At 68.4% G+C, this 17,192-nt stretch carries 23 protein-coding genes; 14 read left to right on the top strand and 9 right to left on the bottom strand.

Going from position 1 to position 17,192, the window contains the following annotated elements; genetic code table 11:
* Nucleotides 1–20 precede the first annotated feature (20 nt).
* From DSM104440_RS05290 to DSM104440_RS05245, 10 genes are all read left to right on the top strand, one after another.
* A complete protein-coding gene (locus DSM104440_RS05290; RefSeq protein ID WP_212758214.1) occupies nt 21–1,112 on the top strand; it encodes a PAS domain-containing sensor histidine kinase in 1,092 nt (363 codons plus the stop codon).
* On the top strand, nt 1,109–1,738 hold the full coding sequence (locus DSM104440_RS05285) for a response regulator (protein WP_171161018.1): 630 nt from the start codon (nt 1,109–1,111) through the stop codon (nt 1,736–1,738). Before DSM104440_RS05290 ends, DSM104440_RS05285 begins: the two co-directional genes overlap by 4 nt.
* Before the next feature lie 207 nt (nt 1,739–1,945).
* Nucleotides 1,946–2,332, top strand: a complete 387-nt coding sequence (locus tag DSM104440_RS05280) for a response regulator (protein WP_171161017.1) — start codon at nt 1,946–1,948, stop codon at nt 2,330–2,332.
* Between the two features lie 11 nt (nt 2,333–2,343).
* Entirely contained in the window at nt 2,344–3,102 is a 759-nt protein-coding gene (locus DSM104440_RS05275) for a helix-turn-helix domain-containing protein (RefSeq protein WP_425509651.1), read from the top strand.
* A gap of 10 nt (nt 3,103–3,112) precedes the next feature.
* Nucleotides 3,113–3,559, top strand: a complete 447-nt coding sequence (locus DSM104440_RS05270) for a universal stress protein (RefSeq protein ID WP_171161016.1) — start codon at nt 3,113–3,115, stop codon at nt 3,557–3,559.
* Entirely contained in the window at nt 3,556–3,981 is a 426-nt protein-coding gene (locus DSM104440_RS05265; protein WP_171161015.1) for a universal stress protein, read from the top strand. Before DSM104440_RS05270 ends, DSM104440_RS05265 begins: the two co-directional genes overlap by 4 nt.
* Nucleotides 3,982–3,983: 2 nt before the next feature.
* The gene (locus DSM104440_RS05260) at nt 3,984–4,490 is read left to right on the top strand and encodes a ferritin-like domain-containing protein (protein WP_171161014.1); all 507 of its coding nucleotides are present in this window, start codon (nt 3,984–3,986) and stop codon (nt 4,488–4,490) included.
* Nucleotides 4,491–4,500: 10 nt separating this feature from the next.
* Complete coding sequence (locus tag DSM104440_RS05255; RefSeq protein ID WP_171161013.1) at nt 4,501–4,944, top strand: universal stress protein; 444 nt, start codon at nt 4,501–4,503, stop codon at nt 4,942–4,944.
* Nucleotides 4,945–4,958: 14 nt separating this feature from the next.
* Nucleotides 4,959–5,297 (top strand): TraR/DksA family transcriptional regulator, encoded by a 339-nt coding sequence (locus DSM104440_RS05250; protein ID WP_171161012.1) that lies wholly within the window; start codon nt 4,959–4,961, stop codon nt 5,295–5,297.
* Nucleotides 5,284–8,043 carry a bifunctional acetate--CoA ligase family protein/GNAT family N-acetyltransferase gene (locus DSM104440_RS05245; protein WP_171161011.1) on the top strand — a complete coding sequence of 920 codons (2,760 nt, stop codon included), beginning with the start codon at nt 5,284–5,286 and terminating at the stop codon, nt 8,041–8,043. Before DSM104440_RS05250 ends, DSM104440_RS05245 begins: the two co-directional genes overlap by 14 nt.
* Here the strand turns inward: DSM104440_RS05245 and DSM104440_RS05240 are convergent.
* The 9 genes from DSM104440_RS05240 to DSM104440_RS05200 form a co-directional block, all read right to left on the bottom strand.
* Entirely contained in the window at nt 7,938–8,513 is a 576-nt protein-coding gene (locus DSM104440_RS05240) for a flavodoxin domain-containing protein (protein ID WP_171161010.1), read from the bottom strand. The genes DSM104440_RS05245 and DSM104440_RS05240 overlap by 106 nt on opposite strands.
* Nucleotides 8,510–8,743 carry a hypothetical protein gene (locus tag DSM104440_RS05235; protein ID WP_171161009.1) on the bottom strand — a complete coding sequence of 78 codons (234 nt, stop codon included), beginning with the start codon at nt 8,741–8,743 and terminating at the stop codon, nt 8,510–8,512. The genes DSM104440_RS05240 and DSM104440_RS05235 overlap by 4 nt, the downstream gene beginning before the upstream one ends.
* A gap of 5 nt (nt 8,744–8,748) precedes the next feature.
* Nucleotides 8,749–9,207 (bottom strand): FixH family protein, encoded by a 459-nt coding sequence (locus DSM104440_RS05230; RefSeq protein ID WP_171161008.1) that lies wholly within the window; start codon nt 9,205–9,207, stop codon nt 8,749–8,751.
* 13 nt (nt 9,208–9,220) lie between these two features.
* Nucleotides 9,221–10,660 carry a cytochrome c oxidase accessory protein CcoG gene (ccoG, locus tag DSM104440_RS05225; RefSeq protein ID WP_171161007.1) on the bottom strand — a complete coding sequence of 480 codons (1,440 nt, stop codon included), beginning with the start codon at nt 10,658–10,660 and terminating at the stop codon, nt 9,221–9,223.
* A complete protein-coding gene (gene ccoP / locus DSM104440_RS05220) occupies nt 10,635–11,534 on the bottom strand; it encodes a cytochrome-c oxidase, cbb3-type subunit III (protein WP_171161006.1) in 900 nt (299 codons plus the stop codon). The genes ccoG and ccoP overlap by 26 nt, the downstream gene beginning before the upstream one ends.
* A complete protein-coding gene (locus DSM104440_RS05215; protein WP_212758213.1) occupies nt 11,527–11,664 on the bottom strand; it encodes a cbb3-type cytochrome oxidase subunit 3 in 138 nt (45 codons plus the stop codon). Before DSM104440_RS05215 ends, ccoP begins: the two co-directional genes overlap by 8 nt.
* A 2-nt stretch (nt 11,665–11,666) precedes the next feature.
* The gene (gene ccoO, locus DSM104440_RS05210) at nt 11,667–12,284 is read right to left on the bottom strand and encodes a cytochrome-c oxidase, cbb3-type subunit II (RefSeq protein WP_212758212.1); all 618 of its coding nucleotides are present in this window, start codon (nt 12,282–12,284) and stop codon (nt 11,667–11,669) included.
* Nucleotides 12,285–12,502: 218 nt separating this feature from the next.
* Nucleotides 12,503–13,936 carry a cytochrome-c oxidase, cbb3-type subunit I gene (ccoN, locus tag DSM104440_RS05205; protein ID WP_171161004.1) on the bottom strand — a complete coding sequence of 478 codons (1,434 nt, stop codon included), beginning with the start codon at nt 13,934–13,936 and terminating at the stop codon, nt 12,503–12,505.
* A gap of 54 nt (nt 13,937–13,990) precedes the next feature.
* Complete coding sequence (locus DSM104440_RS05200; protein WP_171161003.1) at nt 13,991–15,154, bottom strand: PGAP1-like alpha/beta domain-containing protein; 1,164 nt, start codon at nt 15,152–15,154, stop codon at nt 13,991–13,993.
* An 85-nt stretch (nt 15,155–15,239) separates the two neighbouring features.
* Here DSM104440_RS05200 and DSM104440_RS05195 point away from each other — a divergent pair, with 85 nt between their 5' ends.
* The 4 genes from DSM104440_RS05195 (at nt 15,240) to DSM104440_RS05180 (ending at nt 17,188) form a co-directional block, all read left to right on the top strand.
* Entirely contained in the window at nt 15,240–15,785 is a 546-nt protein-coding gene (locus tag DSM104440_RS05195; protein WP_171161002.1) for a hemerythrin domain-containing protein, read from the top strand.
* 81 nt (nt 15,786–15,866) lie between these two features.
* The gene (locus DSM104440_RS05190; protein WP_171161001.1) at nt 15,867–16,232 is read left to right on the top strand and encodes an NADH-quinone oxidoreductase subunit A; all 366 of its coding nucleotides are present in this window, start codon (nt 15,867–15,869) and stop codon (nt 16,230–16,232) included.
* A gap of 2 nt (nt 16,233–16,234) precedes the next feature.
* Entirely contained in the window at nt 16,235–16,756 is a 522-nt protein-coding gene (locus DSM104440_RS05185) for an NADH-quinone oxidoreductase subunit B (protein WP_171161000.1), read from the top strand.
* 3 nt (nt 16,757–16,759) lie between these two features.
* Nucleotides 16,760–17,188 carry an NADH-quinone oxidoreductase subunit C gene (locus DSM104440_RS05180; protein ID WP_171160999.1) on the top strand — a complete coding sequence of 143 codons (429 nt, stop codon included), beginning with the start codon at nt 16,760–16,762 and terminating at the stop codon, nt 17,186–17,188.
* The last annotated feature ends 4 nt before the right edge of the window (nt 17,189–17,192 follow it).

The raw sequence follows: 17,192 nt of genomic DNA, 5'->3' as shown, positions 1-17,192 counted from the left end.
CCCTTACTGAAGGCGACCTTTTGACCGCGATCAAACCCCCGGCCCTCTCCTTCACCGAAGCGCGGCTGCGCGGCATCGTCGAGTCCGCGATGGACGCGATCATCACCGTCGACGAAGCCCAGCGGATCGTGCTCTTCAACGCCGCCGCCGAATCGGTGTTCGGCTGCCCGCGCGAGCAGGCGATCGGCTCGTCGCTCTCCCGGTTCATCCCCGAGCGCTTCCGCGGGGACCACGAGGCGCATGTGCAACGATTCGGCGAAGCGGGCGTCTCCTCGCGCCGCATGGGCTCGCAGCGCATCGTGCTGGGCCTGCGCAGCGACGGCCAGGAGTTCCCCATCGAGGCCTCGATCTCGCACGTCTCCGAGGACGGCCACCGCTTCTATACGGTGATCCTGCGCGACGTCACGCAGCGCTGGCTCGCCGAGAAGGCGCTGAGCGCCTCGCGCGAAGAGGTGCGCGAGTTCGCCCTCGCGGCGAGCACGGCGCGCGAGCAGGAGAAGAGCCGCTTCGCCCGCGAGCTGCACGACGAGCTCGGCCAGGCGCTCACGGCGCTGAAGATCGACGTGTCGTGGCTCCGCGAATCGCTTATGGGAGCCCCGGACGCGGTGAAGGCGAAGCTCGCCGCCATGCAGTTGCTGCTCGACGGCACCGTGGCCGCGGCCCGCCGCATCTCCTCGGATCTGCGCCCACTGATGCTCGACGACCTGGGGCTCGCGGCCGCCTGCGATTGGCTCGCGGAGAATTTTCGCAGCCGCACCGGCCTCGCCTGCGAGCTCGTGCTGGGCGAAGGCGACCTCGACCTCCCCGATCCGTGGGCCACCGCCGTCTTCCGCGTGCTCCAGGAATCGCTCACGAACGTGACCAAGCACTCGGGCGCCACGCAGGTCGAGGTGACGCTGGTGCGCGTGGCCGGAGAAGTCGTCCTCACGGTGCACGACAATGGCCGCGGGTTCTCGATCTCGGATCCGCGCAAGCCCGGCTCGCAGGGGCTCACGAGCCTGCGCGAACGCGCCTCGCTGCTCCATGGCACGGCGATCGTCGAGAGCACGCCGGGGCGCGGAACGCTGATCGAGTTGCGCCTGCCGGTGCGCGACGCCGAGGAAAGGCGATGATCCGCATCGTCATCGCCGACGACCACGCGATCGTCCGCGATGGCCTGAAGCAGCTGCTCTCCGCCGCCGACGGCATTGAAGTCGCCGGCGAAGCCAAGGACGGCCATGAGGCGATCGCCTGCGTGCGCGACCTCACCTTCGACCTTCTGCTGCTCGACATGTCGATGCCGGGCAAGAGCGGCATCGAGCTCATCCGCCAGGTGCACGCGGAAAAACCGAAGCTGCGCATCCTCGTGCTGAGCATGCACGAGGAGCACCAGTACGCCGTGCGTGCGATTCGCGCGGGGGCCTCGGGCTACATCACCAAGGAGAGCGCCGCGCGCCAGCTTGTCGAGGCGATCCGCAAGGTCGCCGGTGGCGGTGCGTTCATCAGCGCGGAGGTCGCCGAGCAACTGGCACTGGGCGCGATGCCCGGCGCCAAGGGGCAACCGCACGAAGCGCTCTCCGACCGCGAGTTCCAGGTCTTCCGCATGATCGCCGAGGGCCACGGCGTCTCCGACATCGCCGCGAACCTCAAGCTCTCGGTGAAGACGGTGAGCACGCACAAGGCCAACATCCTGCACAAGATGGGCATGACGCACGCCAACGAGCTCATCCGCTACGCGCTCGACCACGGCCTCGTCTAGTGCAAATAAGTGGGGTCAGACTCGACTTAATTTAATTCTGGGGATAACTGGAGCCTGACCCCAGTTATCCCCAGAATTAAATTAAGTCGAGTCTGACCCCACTTATTTGCACTAGGAATATTCCTAGGGTCGTTCCCGGAGTTCCTGCCAGCCCCGAATCATCCGCCGCCGATGGGCGCGCGTCCCGCCCGGGACGACAGTGGCGCCATGAACTCCGCCACCCGCACCTCGGTCTACATCGTCGACGATTCGCCCGCGATCCGCTCCCGGCTCACCGAGATGCTCTCGCGGATGGATCAAGTGACCGTGGTCGGGGAGGCCGGCAGCGCGCGCGACGCCGTCGAGGCCATCCTCCGGCTGCGCCCCCATTCGGTCCTGCTCGACCTCAACCTCCTGGGCGTTTCCGGCATGGAAGTGTTGCGCGCCGTCCACGAGCGCGCCCCCGAGGTCGAGTTCATCGTCCTCACCAACCATTCAGAGCCGCAATACCGGCGCGCATGTACCGCGGCCGGCGCCCGCTATTTCCTCGACAAGACCAGCGAATTCGACCGAGTACCTGACGTCATCGCGAAGATCGCGGCGTTGCGCCACTGAAGGAGCCCCCCATGCTTGCCACCGTCCTGCAGCGAGTCGACCCCATGAGCGCCCCCGCACCCCGCAAGAAGAACGTGATCGCCCACCTGAGCACCCCGTGCACGACCTGCAAGATGCGGGAGCTCTGCCTGCCCTGCGGCTTGGGCGGGCTCGCGGCCGAGCTCGACGACGCGGGCTACACCCGCAAGCGCGTCAAGCGCGGCGAGGCGCTCTTGCGCGCCGGCAGCGAATTCGACGCGATCTACGCGGTGCGCAGCGGCTTCTTCAAGAGCAGCGTCGTGCTCGAGGACGGGCGCGACCAGGTGACCGGCTTCTCGATGGCCGGCGAGATCCTCGGCCTCGACGGCATCGGCGGCGGCCAGCACGGCGCCGATGCGATCGCGCTGGAGGACAGCGAGGTCTGCATCATCCCGGCCGCGCGCCTGGACGACGTGTCGCTGCAGCGGCAGCTTCGCAAGGTGATGAGCCGCGAGCTGGTTCGCGACCAGGGCGTGATGACGCTCCTCGGGACGATGCGCGCCGAAGAGCGCCTCGCCGCCTTCCTGATCAATCTGTCGCAGCGCTTCCTCGCGCGCGGGTTCTCGCCGAGCGAGTTCCACCTCCGGATGACGCGCGACGAGATCGGCAGCTATCTCGGCCTGTCGCTCGAGACCGTGAGCCGCCTCTTCTCGCGCTTCCAGGACGACGGGTATCTCGCCGTCCAGCAGAAACACGTACGCATTCTCGATGTCGCGGGACTGCGCGCCGCCATGTTGCAACCCAACCACTGAAAGGACCGCCATGTACAAGCACATTCTCGTTCCCACCGACGGCTCGCCGCTTTCACTCAAGGCCGCCAAGGAAGCCGCGGCGCTCGGCAAGGCGCTGAAGGCGAAGATCACCGCCGTCTATGTGTCGGTGCCGTGGATGCCGCCGATGCACGAAGACGCCTACATCAACGGCATGTCCAAGGTGCGTGCCGCCTATGACAAGAACGCGAAGGCGAACGCGGCCAAGGCGCTGGGGAAGGTGAAGACCATCGCGAAGGCCGCCAGCATCGCCTGCGAGGAACTGCACGTGCAGGGCGACCAGCCGTGGAAGAGCATCCTCGCGGCCGTGAAGGCGCGCAAATGCGACGTGATCGTGATGGCCTCCCACGGGCGCGGCGGCGTCGCGAGCCTGCTCCTGGGCAGTGAGACCCACAAGATCCTCGCGCACTCGAAGACTCCGGTGGTGGTCTGCAGATGAAAATCCTGCTGGCTGCCGACGGGTCGGAATACACGCGGCGCGCCACGCGCCAGCTCGTCAAGCTGGCCGCGGCGCTCGCGCAGCCGCCCGAGATCCACCTGCTCAACGTGCATCCGCCGCTTCCCTATGCGGGCGCGGCGGCGATCGCGGAGTCGCCGGTGACCAAGTACCACGCGGACGAATGCGCGGCAGCGCTTGCCGTGGCCGAAGCCGTCCTGCTCGATGCGAGTGTCCCCTTCTACCGCTCCACGTGGATCGCGGGCAACACGGGCGAAATGATCTGCGGGTACGCAGCGACGAACGCGATCGACCTCATCGTGATGGGTTCGCATGGCCACGGAACGCTGCGCAACCTCACGCTCGGCTCGGTCGCCGATGCCGTGCTGCGCCAGGCGCCGTGTCCCGTGATGATCGCGAGGTAGCCATGACGCGAACCATCGCCACCATCGAGGAGTTCTACGCGCATGCGCTCGCCATCGAGCGCGAGGCCGCAGAACGCTACACCGAGTTCGAAGCGTATTTCGCCAATCGCGGTGAGGAGATACTCGCCGCGCTGTGCCGCAACCTCGCGACGATGGAGGCGAGGCACCTGGCCGCGCTGATCGAGGTGAGCCGGGAACTCACGCTCCCGGTGATCGCTCGCGACGGCTACTGCTGGCTCGGGCCCGGTTCGCCCGAGGCCGCGGCACGCGAGTTGTTCTACCGCGCCACGAGCGAACGCCACCTGCTCGAAATCGCCTTGAATGCCGAGCTCAATGCGCAACGCTTCTTCGAGTGGGCAGCCGCAACGTCACCGTCGGCGGAAGTCCGCGAGCAGGCCACCGAGATGGCCGCCGAGGAAGCCCAGCACGTCGGCTGGGTGAGCTCGGCGCTCGAATACCTGCCGCGCCGCGCGATCGATTGGCAATCCATCTTTTCCGTCCATCCCTGAGGAGATCCCCATGCTTGAACGCATCCTCGTTCCCACCGACGGCTCGCCGCGGTCCGACCGCGCCGTGAAGGCCGCCGCCATCCTCGCCAAGGCGAGCAACGGCAGCCTCACCATCTTCACCGCCCCACCCGACTACCAGATGCCGCCCTTCACCGATGGCTATCCGATCGACTGGCCCGCGGAGACGATCTTCCTCAAGGAGACGGCCGCGGCAACCACGAAGTTGCTCGCGCACGCGCGCAAGATCGCCGCCGCGCTGAAGGTGGACGCGAAGGTGGCCCAGGCCCGCAGCGACTCCGCGTCCGACGCCATCGTCGCGGCCGCGAAGCGCGAACGCGCCACGATGATCGTGATGGCTTCGCACGGCCGCAAGGGGCTCGAGAAGCTCCTGCTCGGCAGCGAGACCCAGAAGGTCCTCGCCCGCACGAAGCTGCCCGTCCTCGTCATCCGCTGAGATTGGAGATCGCCATGGACGATGCACTGCGCACCACCCTTCGCGGAATCCTCGAGCGGCGCGCGCACGCTCTGCGCCGCGAGATGAGCGAAGCCTTTCACCACAGCGCCAGCGGCGAGATCACGGGCGTCGAAGCCGACACGCAACTGGCCGGCGTCGAACGCGATGCCGCCGAGCTCGAGCGGGTCGAGCGGGCGATCACGCGCAGCTTCGGCCCCCAGTTCGGCACCTGCGCGGACTGCTACTCACCCATCGCCCGCGAGCGCCTCGTGGCGGAACCGTTCGCGGAGCGCTGCCTGGCCTGCGAAGCGCAGCGCGAGCGCCGCGAGCCCTCCGCCCATGCGAGCCTCTAGGCCGCTCGAGACCGAAGCCCCCGACTTCATCCGCCATCCCCTCGCGCCGCTGTTCGCGCCGGCGTCGGTCGCGCTGGTCGGCGCGAGCCCGCGCGCCGGATCGGTGGGCGCGGCGGTGCTTGCGAACCTGTCGGGTTTCCGCGGCACCGTGCACCTCGTGAACCCGCGCCACGCGACGATCGGCGGCGCTCCCTGCTACCCGAGCCTCCATGAGGTACCGATGCCGGTCGATCTCGCAATCGTCGCCGCGCCCGCGAGCGCCGTGCCCGCGATCGTCGCGGACGCGAAGCGCGCGGGAACGCGCGCGCTCGTCGTGCTCTCGGCCGGGTTCGGGGAGACGGGCGATGCGGGCCGCGCGCTCGAACGCGAGGTCGCGCGCGCCGCGAGCGAAGCGCGCATCCCCTTGCTCGGCCCCAACTGCCTCGGGCTCCTGCGCCCTTCGATCGGACTCAATGCCTCCTTCGCGCGCGGCGCGCCGCCCGAGGGCGGCGTCGCGCTCGTCTCTCAGTCGGGCGCGATCTGCTCGGCGCTCGTCGATTGGGCGGGTGCGGCGGGGGTGGGCCTGTCGTCGGTGGTCTCGCTCGGCGCGGCCGCAAGCCTCGATTTCGGGGCGATCCTCGATTACCTGCGCTTCGACGCGAAGACGCGCTCGGTGCTTCTCTACGTGGAAGGCGTGAAGCACGGCCGCGAATTCGTCTCCGCGCTGCGCGCGCTGGCGTGCGCCAAGCCGGTTGTCGCGCTGAAGGTCGGACGCCACGCCGGCGCCTCGCGGGCCGCGCGCTCGCACACGGGAGCGCTCGTGGGCAACGACGCCGTCTTCGATGGCGTGCTGCGCCGCTGCGGCGTGGTGCGCGTGCACGGCTACCACCAGCTCTTCGCCGCGGCACGGGCGCTCGCGGCAATCCCGGGACCCGTCGGCAATCGCACGGCCGTCCTCACCAACGGCGGCGGTCCCGGCGCGCTCGCCGCCGATGCGATCCCCGAAGCGGGCCTCGCGCTGGCGACCCTCGCGCCCGCGACGATCGCCGCGCTCGACCGCAGCCTGCCCGCGCATTGGTCGCACGGAAATCCCGTGGACATCCTCGGCGACGCGACCGGCGACCGGTTCGCCGCGGCGCTCACCGCCATCGCAGCCGACCCCGGCGTGGATGCCGTGATCGCCGCGTACGCGCCGACGCTCGTTTCCGAGCCCGGCGACGTCGCCGCGAAACTGGCGCCGGCCGCGGCCGCCTGCCCCGTTCCCGTGCTCACCGCCTGGCTCGGCGAGCACAGCGTGCACGACGCACGCGACGCGATGGTCCGTGCCGGCATTCCGGCATTCCCGACGATCGAGACCGCGGTCGACGCGCTCGGCGTGGTGGCGCGCTGGGGTTCGCTGCGCCGCCAGTTGATGGAAGCGCCCGGTCCGGCGAGCACCCACTTTCCGGAGCGACCGGCCGGCGCGGCGATCTTCAAGCGCGCCGTGGATGATGGCCGCACCATGCTCACCGAGGCCGAATCCAAGGAACTGCTGGCGGCCTGGGGCATTCCGGTGCCGGCGATGCGTCCCGCGGCTACGCGCGAGGAAGCGATCGGTGAAGCGGCCGCGATCGGATACCCCGTCGCGCTCAAGATCCTTTCGCGCGACATCTCGCACAAGTCCGATGTCGACGGCGTGCGCCTCGGTCTGCACGACGCGGCCGCGGTGGGCGAGGCGTTCGATGCGATCGTCGCCAGCGCGCGACGCCTGCGTCCGGACGCACGCGTCGACGGCGTCCTCGTCCAGCAAATGGTGTCGCGCCACGATGCGCGCGAAGTGCTCGTGGGGCTCGCGACCGATCCCGTGTTCGGTCCGGTCGTCACCTTCGGCGCGGGCGGTGTGGCCGTTGCGCTGCTCGACGATTCTTCGGTTGCCCTGCCGCCGCTCAACGAGCGCCTCGCGCGCGAGCTCGTGTCGCGCACGCGCGTGGCGAAGCTCCTGGGCGCCTACCGCAACGTGCCCGCCGCGAACCTGGAGGCGCTCACCGACGTGCTGCTGCGGGTTTCCGACATGGCGTGCGAGCTGCCCTGGATCGCCGAGATGGACCTGAACCCCCTGCTCGTGGATGCGCGCGGCGTCATCGCGCTCGACGCGCGCGTGGTGATCGATCCCACGCATCCGGCGCGCGACGCGCGCTGGTCGCACCTTGCGATCCACCCCTACCCGAGCTATCTCGAGCACGCCGGGGCGCTGCGCGACGCCACCCCCGTGCGCCTGCGCCCCATCCGCCCGGAAGACGCCGTGCTCGAGGCCCGCTTCATCGAAGGCTTGTCGCACCAGGCGCGCTACTTCCGTTTCCTGTCGGCGGGCGGCCACGCCTCGCCCGAGGCGATCGCCCGCTTCACGCAGGTCGACTACGAGCGCGACCTTGCCTTGGTCGCGCTGCACACGGACAAGGACGGCAACGAGGCGATCATCGGCGTGGCGCGCTATGCGCGCGAGTCGATTCCGGAGCACGCCGAGTTCGCCGTCGTCATCGCCGACCGCTGGCAGGGAAAGGGCCTGGGCTCGATGCTGATGGCGCGTCTCGAGGAGGCCGCGCGGCACGCGGGCATCGAACGCATGCGCGGCTTCGTGCTTGCCGGCAACGGCACGATGCTCGCGCTCATGCGCGCCCGCGGCTACGAGCTGCGGACGTTTCCGGGCGACACGACGCTGGTCGAGGCCACATCGCCCGCGAAGCCGCGCGCGAACGCATCGACCGCGCCCCAGTCCGTGTACTCGTAGTCGCGCGACGTGTCGGTCTCGCCCTTCGCCTTGCGCGAGATGAGGCGCATCACGAATCGCAGGATCGGGTTGTAGCGCGAGTAGAGAAGCGACCCGGCGAAACCCGCCACGCGCCGCGGCTTCCAGCCGGTGGCCGTCATGAACGCATCGATGTAACCCTGCGCGACGGCGGGCTTCGGGTTCGGGCCGCCCGCGCTCAGGCACACCGAGAAGAAGGCATTGGGCCGCGAATCGATCGCGTCGCGTGCCTCGCGCGCAAAGGAGATGAGCGCGCGCGAATGACTGCCGAAACGGACCGAGCCGCCGACGACGACGCCATCGTGCAGGGAGACCTCGTCGGCAAGCCCGATCGAATCGGCCGGGACCAGCGACACGCCATGGCCCTGCGCCTTGAGCGCCGCGCCGATGCGCTCGGCGATGCGCCGCGCCTGTCCCTCGACGGAGGCGAAGACCACCAGGACACGGCTCATGGGACCTCCCCGCCGCGCAGCGCGAGCGTGAGCGCCCCCGAGAGCGCGCACAGCGTCCAGAAGAAGAAGAATCCCAGGGCGTAGACCGCCTGGCGGCTCGCTTCGAGCGGGCGGCCGAACACCACCAGGTCGTGCGGATCGAAGATCGAGAAGAAGACGAACTCGGCCACGCCCGCCACCAGGAAAGCCGGCCAGAGAATCCAGAGAAGCCAGAGCGCGCGGCGCACCATGGCCGTCAGCCCGCGGCCTGCGCGAGGGCGCTCCAGCGCCACTCGGGCGTTTCGAGGATCAGGCGCCAGCGGCCGTGTGCGAGCGGCGGCAGCGGTGCCTCCCAGGTGCCTTGCGGCGTGCGCGCGAGCGACACGACGCGATCTTCTCCGGCGCGCGTCGGGTGCGCGAGCGTGAGCTGGATGCGATCGGGCAGCGGACCCGTCGCGGCAATGTGCGCAACGGCGCGCCCTTCGCGCAACGCAACGTCGGCCTGGAGGCCGATCGCTTCGGCGCGCGCTTCGCGCGCGAGCGTTCGATTGATCGCGAGGCCGCGCTTGTAGTAGTCGTCGGCGACCACGCCGTCGGCGCCGCGGTAGGCCACGACGGCCATGGAGATTCCCGCGACGACCACCACGAACGGTCCGGCCATGAGCAGCCAGGGCCAGCGATGCCGGTACCAGGGAGATGCGGTGGATTCGGTCATGGTCCTTGGCTCCTTAGCGGACGATGAAGACGGACTTCTCGGTGACCTGCAGCGCCGGGTCGTCGATCGACTCGATGGCGATGCGGATCGGATGTGAACCCTTGACGAGCGACGCGCGCGGCGCGCGCAGGCGCACCGGGAAGCCGCGAGTGGTGGCCGCTTCGATGGCGATCTCCGGCGCGGAGGCGACGATGAGCCCATCCACGCCCTCGACGCGAAGGCGATAGCGATGCGCCGTCTCGGTGGCGTTCATGACCTGCAGGCGAAAGACGTTCTCGAGCAGATCGCCTTCGACCTCGCGCACGAGCGCGCCGCGGTCGCGGATCACGTCCACCTTGAGCGGCACGCGCAGCCAGAGCGACCCGGCAGCGAGCAGGATCACCGCCGAAAGGATCCCGGTGTAGATGAGCGTGCGCGCACGCAGCACGTGGCGCACGAAGCCCTCGATGCCTTCGTGGCGCGCGATCGTGTTCTCGGTGGCATAGCGGATGAGCCCCTTCGGGTAGCCCACCTTGTCCATCACCTGGTCGCACGCATCGATGCACGCCGCGCAGCCGATGCATTCGTACTGCAGGCCCTTGCGGATGTCGATGCCGGTCGGGCACACCTGCACGCACAGCGTGCAGTCGATGCAATCGCCCAGTCCCAGCGCCTTCGTGTCGGCCTTGCGCGAGCGCGCCCCGCGCGGCTCGCCGCGGTTCACGTCGTAGGCGATCACCAGCGTGTCGCGATCGAACATCGCGCCCTGGAAGCGCGCGTAGGGGCACATGTATTTGCACACCTGCTCGCGCATCCAGCCCGCGTTGCCGTAGGTGGCGAGGCCGTAGAAGAGGATCCAGAAGGTCTCCCACGGCCCGGTCGCGAACGAGAGCACTTCGCCGCCCAGGTCGCGGATGGGCGTGAAGTAGCCCACGAAGGTGAAGCCGGTCCACAACGCGATCGCGCCCCAGCTCGCGTGCTTGGCGGCCTTGAGCGCGAATTTGCGCGCATCGAGCGGCGCGCGGTCGAGCTTCTCGCGCGCGAACTTGTCGCCCTCGATGCGCCGCTCGATCCACAGGAAGATCTCGGTGTAGACGGTCTGCGGACACGCGTACCCGCACCAGAGGCGCCCGGCGACCGCCGTGAAAAGAAAGAGTGCGAGCGCGGAAGCGACCAGCAGCAGCGTGAGGTAGATGAAGTCCTGCGGCCAGAAGACGAAGCCCAGCACGTAGAACTTGCGCGCCGCGAGGTCGAAGAGCAGCGCGGGCCGGTCGTTCCACGTGACCCACGGCATCCCGTAGAAGAAGAGCTGCGTGGCCCACACCAGCGCCCAGCGCCAGCCGGCGAACCAGCCGTGCACCGCGCGCGGATAGATCTTCTTGCGGACCTCGAACAGGCCCGACTCATCCGCGCCCGCGGGAGGCGCCGGATGGATCGGGATCACCCGGTCACGGTCGCGAGATTCCGTAGACATAGCCCGCGAGGATCTTGGACTTTTCCTCGCCCAGGAACTCGCGGTGCGCGGGCATCCGGCTCGAGCGTCCCTGCGCGATCGTTTCGGCAATCGTCTCGACACTGCCGCCGTGCAGCCAGATCTTGTCGGTGAGGTTGGGCGCGCCCATCGCGACGTTGCCCTTCGCATCCGCGCCGTGGCAGGCCGCGCACACCGCGAATTTCGGCTTCGCGTCCGAGGCACGCTTCGCATCGTGCTTCGCGCCGGAGAGCGAGAGGACGTAGTGGGCCATGTCGAGCGTTTGCTCCGGGCCACCCAGCGCCGCGCCCATCGGGGGCATCATTCCCTGCCGGCCATCGAGGATCGTCTTCACGAGCGTCGGTGCATCGCCGCCGTAGAGCCACGCGCCGGCCGTGAGGTCGGGGTAACCCTTGGCGCCGCGCGCATCGGACCCGTGGCACTGCGAGCAGTACGTGAGGAAGAGCCGCTCGCCCATGAGGCGGCCTTCGGGATCCTTCGCGATCTGGGCGACCTCGAGGGATGCAAGGCGCTGGAAGCGCGGGCCATACAGCGCATCGGCTTCCGCGCGTTCGGTCGCGTACTCGCCGGACGAGGACCACTTGAGGACGCCGGGGAAACTCCCCAGCCCCGGATAGAGCACGAGGTAGACAACGCCGAAGCCGATCGTGATCCAGAAGAGCCACATCCACCACAGCGGCAGCGGGTTGTTGAGCTCCGTGAGGTTCTCGTCCCACTGGTGGCCGGTGGTTTCCACGGGGGTACCGGGCACGCGCTTCTTGCCCTGCAGCGTGAGCAGCAGCGCGCAGAAGAGGATGGAGATGATGCTGAGCCCGGCAACCCACAGGCTCCAGAAGCCGTCGGTGAAATCACTCATCGTTCAGGGGGATCGCGGCGGCGCGTTCGTAGTAGGCGCGGTGCGTCGGCCACCAGGCCCAGGCGACGATGCCCAGGAAGGAGGCGAAGGTGATGACTTCGACGGTCACGCGGATCGTATTGAGGTCCATGTTCATCTCCGGGCTTTGATGACGGTGCCGAGCTCCTGCAGGTAGGCGACCAGCGCGTCCTCTTCGGTCTTGCCGGCGACTGCCTGCTTGGCGCCGAGGATGTCGGCGTCGGTGTAGGGAACGCCCACGTGGCGCAGCGCGCGCATCTTCGCGGCCGTGTCGGCGCCGGTCATCGGCGTCTTCGCGAGCCACGGATAGCCGGGCATGTTCGATTCGGGCACGACGTCGCGCGGGTTGCGCAGGTGCGTGCGGTGCCATTCGTCGGAGTAGCGCGCACCCACGCGCGCGAGGTCGGGCCCCGTGCGCTTGCTGCCCCACTGGAACGGATGGTCGTAGACGAACTCGCCGGCGACCGAGTAGTGGCCGTAGCGCTCCACTTCGGCGCGGAAGGGCCGGATCATCTGCGAGTGGCAGTTGTAGCAGCCCTCGCGGATGTAGATGTCGCGCCCTTCGAGGTTGAGCGCCGGATAGGGCTTGAGGCCCGCGACCGGTTCCGTCGTCGAGCGCTGGTAGTAGAGCGGAACGATCTCGACGAGGCCGCCGACGCTGATCGTGAGGATCACGAGGAGTGCCAGCAGGCCGGCTTTGCGTTCGATGAGGTCGTGGGTGATTTTCATCATTTCACTCTGCGTTGTAAGTCAAGGGCGGAACCGCCGATGAACGCCGATGAAAGGCGGATAGCCGCCGATAAAGCAAGGACAACGAGAGCCAGGGCCCCGAGTATCGCGAGCGCTTCCGATAGCACCGATCAGCATCTCGCACTGTCTTATCGGCGGCTATCCGCCTTTCATCGGCGTTCATCGGCGGTTCCGCCCTTGACTTTGAATAACCCGTTGCCTCACGCATGGGCGTGCACCGCGGGAGCGGGAATGGGCGCATTGAACGAACGGCCCGCGGCAATGGTGCGCGCCACGTTGTAGGCCATCACGAACATGCCCGAGAGCACGAGCACGCCGCCCAGCAGCCGCACCACGTAGTAGGGGTAGGTGGCCTTCACGCTTTCGACGAAGGTGTACGTGAGCGTCCCGTCGTCATTGACCGCGCGCCACATGAGGCCCTGCATGACGCCGGCGATCCACATCGCGGCGATGTAGAGCACGATGCCGATGGTCATGACCCAGAAGTGGACCGTGATGAGCTTCGTCGAGTACATCTCCTTCTGCCCGAAGAGCTTGGGGATCAGGAAGTACACGCAGCCGATGGAGATCATCGCCACCCATCCGAGCGCGCCCGAGTGCACGTGGCCGACGGTCCAGTCGGTGTAGTGCGAAAGCGCGTTGACGGTCTTGATGGACATCATCGGTCCCTCGAACGTGCTCATCCCGTAGAACGAGAGCGACACGATGAGGAACTTGAGGATGGGATCGGTGCGCAGGCGGTCCCACGCGCCCGAGAGCGTCATGATCCCGTTGATCATCCCGCCCCAGGAGGGTGCCAGCAGGATCAGCGAGAACACCATGCCCAGCGACTGCGCCCAGTCGGGGAGCGCCGTGTAATGTAAATGGTGGGGCCCGGCCCACATGTAGGTGAAGATCAGGGCCCAGAAGTGGACGATCGACAGCCGGTACGAGTAGATCGGCTTGCCGACCTGCTTGGGGATGAAGTAGTACATGATCCCCAGGAAGCCCGCGGTGAGGAAGAAGCCCACGGCGTTGTGGCCGTACCACCACTGCACCATCGCATCCTGCACGCCCGCGTACACCGAGTAGCTCTTGAACATCGTCACGGGAATGGCCGCGCTGTTCACGACATGCAGGACCGCGACCGTGAGGATGAACGCGCCGAAGAACCAGTTGGCGACATAGATGTGCTTCACGCGCCGCTGCCAGATCGTCCCGAAGAACACCAGCGCGTAGGCGAGCCACACGAAGGTGATGGCGACGTCGATGGGCCACTCGAGCTCGGCGTATTCCTTTGAAGTGGTGATTCCCAGCGGGAGCGTGATCGCCGCGGCGACGATGATCGCCTGCCAGCCCCAGAAGGTGAATGCGGCGAGGCTGTGCGAGACCAGCGGTACGTGGCAGGTACGCTGGACCACGTAGTAAGAGGAAGCGAACAGCGCGCAGCCGCCGAAGGCGAAGATCACCGCGTTGGTATGCAGCGGCCGCAGCCGGCCGTACGAGAGCCAGGCGATGTCGAAATTGAGCTGGGGCCAGGCGAGCTGCGCGGCGATGATGCAGCCCACCAGCATGCCGACGATGCCCCAGACCACGGTCATCACCGTGAACTGGCGCACCACCTTGTCGTTGTATGTGATCGCGGGGGTATCCATGAGGCCGTATCGTAGGGATGCCCGCCCCGCGGCGATTGACGCGGATCAAAGGGTTCAGCAGAACCGGTTGCGCAGCTCCCGGTACACGCGGCCCGAGTCGAGCAACGCGAGGTGGCCCACGCGGTTCGCGACCCACGTATCGCCCGCCGCGAAGAGGTCGCGGCCTTCAGGCCCCGCGCCGTGGCCCAGGGCGCTCTCGAGCGGCACGAGGCCGTCGCCCGCGAGGCGCTCGCCCAGGGTCCCCGGACGCCGCGCGAGACTGCCGGCGATGGCCAGGCATTCGACGCCCGCGGGCAGCGCGACCCGGCTGCCGTGGCGCAGGTCGGTGATGCCGGCGCTGCGCACGCGCCCCAGCCGCGCGAACGCCGCCGTGTAAGGGCTGGCGTCGAGAGTCACGTCGATCCAGTTGCCGCCGCGTTCCATCGGGGCGCCCGAGTGAGGCGTGCCGAGGAAGGCCATGCCCCGAAGGCGCGCGGGCCACGCGTGCCCGTCTTCCCGCGCGTGCTCGCAGGCACTGCGCGCGACCAGCCCGCCCATGCTGTGGCCGACGATCACGAGCTCCTCCAGCGGCACCGGCCAGTTCCGGCACAAGGACTCCAGGAGTTGCGCGAGCTCGCGCCCGTTGGTCGCTATGGGCCGCCCGCTGTTGTAGTGAAGGTAGAGCGCGGTGAGCGGCCGGCCCGCGGGAGCGTCGCGTTCCAGTGCGGCGCCGTGGTCGTGGCCCCTGCGCAGCCATTGAAGGTCGTTCAGGCACAGGCCATGGATAAGGACGAACACGCGCGAGGCGGGATGCGGCACCGCGCTCGCGAGCGCCGGCGCCGTGAGCTCGAGATCCTGGCCGTGGCGCCGCAAGCGCATCGCGATGGCCAGCGGATTGGCGCTCTGCGCCAGGTGGTCGCCCAGCACGCCGTTGAGTGCCGCGAGCACCGCCTCGCGTTTGCGCGACGAAGGTTCGTGGGCGAGAAAAGGCGCCACCTGGCCCAGCAGGAAGTCCACGCCGCCACCGGCCGTGCGTGCGGCGAATCGGATGGACCGGTACACGAAGCCCGAAATGCCCGTCATCGGCTCGCGCACCGGGGCACCGAGCGGCGCGGGGCGACGCGTGATGTTGTGGTGCAGGTTCTCCACGACGCCGGTCAAGCCGACGGCGGCTTCCACGGCGAGCTTGCCCACGCCGCGGACGTCCGAGACCTTGTTGCGGGGAATCGCCTTGGCCATCTGTTCCTTCGAGGCTAGCTGCGCAACGTTGCACGGAGTTGATGAGGATCAACGGAAGGCCGCGCCGCAGTCCGACAATGATCCCATGGGCGATCCGATTGCCAGTTGGCATGCCGAGCACGTCTACTTCAACCACCTGCTCGACCTCCTGGAAAAGCAGGTGGAGCGTTTCCATTCCGGACAGCGGCCCGACTACGAGCTGATGCTCGACATCATCCGGTACCTGCGCGAGTACTCGGACCAGTTCCACCATCCCCGCGAGGAAGTCGCCTTCGACTTGCTCGCCGCGCGCTGCAACGACCTGGCGCCGCTCCTCGACCGCCTCACGCAGGAGCACCGCGTGATCGCGATCGCGGGCGAGCGGCTCGAGGCGCTCCTCCAGGCCGCGCTCGACGACGCGCTCTTCGGCCGCGCGGAGCTCGAGGCGGCCGCGGCGACCTACCTCGTCTACTACCGGCACCACATCGCCCGCGAGGAAGGCGGCGTGCTCGCGCGCGCGAAGGAAGCGCTGACTCCCGAGGACTGGGAAGCCGCGCGCCGGGCCGCACCCTCGGGTGCCGATCCGCTGCACGGCCCCGATCCCGCCGAGCGCTTCCGCCGCCTTCGCCACCACCTCGCGGCGAACGCCTAGAAACTTCCGGACCGTGGCGCGAAGGCTCCGACGGTTGATAAAGGTCAAGGGAGCAGGTCGCGGAACGCATACCGTCAGGCCATGAATGCCTACGTCGCATTCCTGCTCTACCTGGGCGCGATCCTCTCCTTCGTGGCGGTCACGCTCGCGCTCAATCGCGCGCTGGGGCCCAAGCCCGCGCCCACGGGCGCCAAGCTCGAGCCCTTCGAATGCGGCGCGACCGCGATCGACCCGCGCAACGTCGGCCCCGTCTCCGTGAAGTACTACGGCGTGGCGCTCGCGTTCATCCTCTTCGACCTGGAGACGGTGTTCCTGATCCTCTGGGCGCTGGCCGCCCAGCCGCTCTCCACGTTCATGCTCGCGACCTTCGGGCTGTTCCTGGCATTCCTGGTGCTGATCCTCCTTTACTTCTACAAGACGCGACTCCTCGAGGCCGTGACGGAGTGACCATGGCCGCCTCGCACCCCACCATCCCGATCCACGCCGACAAGCCCGGCCACTCCGCCTTCGAATTCCTCTCGACGCGCAAGGACGAGCTGGTGGGCTGGGCGCGCAAGTTCTCGCTCTTTCCCTATCCGTTCGTGACGGCCTGCTGCGCGATGGAGTTCATGGCCGTGAGCTCCACGCCCTACGACACCGACCGCTTCGGCGCGGCGCTGCCGCGCTTCTCGCCGCGCCAATCGGACCTCCTGATGGTGGTGGGCACGGTCACGCACAAGCAGGCGCCGATCCTGCTCAAGGTCTACGAGCAGATGTGCGAGCCCAAGTGGGTGATGGCCTTCGGCGCGTGCGCCACGAGCGGCGGCTTCTACCAGAACTACGCGGCGCTGCCCGGCATCGACCGGATCATCCCCGTGGACATCTACGTGCCCGGCTGCCCGCCGCGGCCCGAGACGGTGATCGACGCGATCATGAAGCTGCAGGAGCGCATCGCGAACGACCACCATCCGATCCTCACGAAGGACTTCTGAGCCATGGCCACGGTCCTTCCCGATGCCCTGCCCGCCGTCCTCGAGGTCGCGCCCGACGCGCTGCTCGACACCGTGCGCCACTTGAAGGCGACGGCCGCGTTCGACCTGCTGCTCGACGTGACCGCGGTGGATTGGCCCGAGCGCCTGCCGCGCTTCGACGTGGTCTACCACTTCTATTCGACCTCGCATTTCGGCCGCATGCGCCTGAAGACGCGCGTCGGCGTGGACGACCCCACGGTCGCTTCGCTCACCCCGCTCTACGGAACGGCGGCCTTTCACGAGCGCGAGTGCCACGACATGTACGGCATCGTCTTTCGCGGCAACGCGGACCTGCGCCCGATCCTTCTTTATGAGGGCTTCGAGGGGCATCCGCTGCGCAAGGACTATCCCATCGGCCGCGAGCAGCCGCTCGTACCGCTGCGGAAGCGCTAGGCAT

This window comes from Usitatibacter palustris, from assembly GCF_013003985.1.
Classification (GTDB): Bacteria; Pseudomonadota; Gammaproteobacteria; order Burkholderiales; family Usitatibacteraceae; genus Usitatibacter; species Usitatibacter palustris.
Note: the sequence above shows the minus strand (reverse complement) of the source record. Positions and strands in the feature narration are given on the sequence as shown.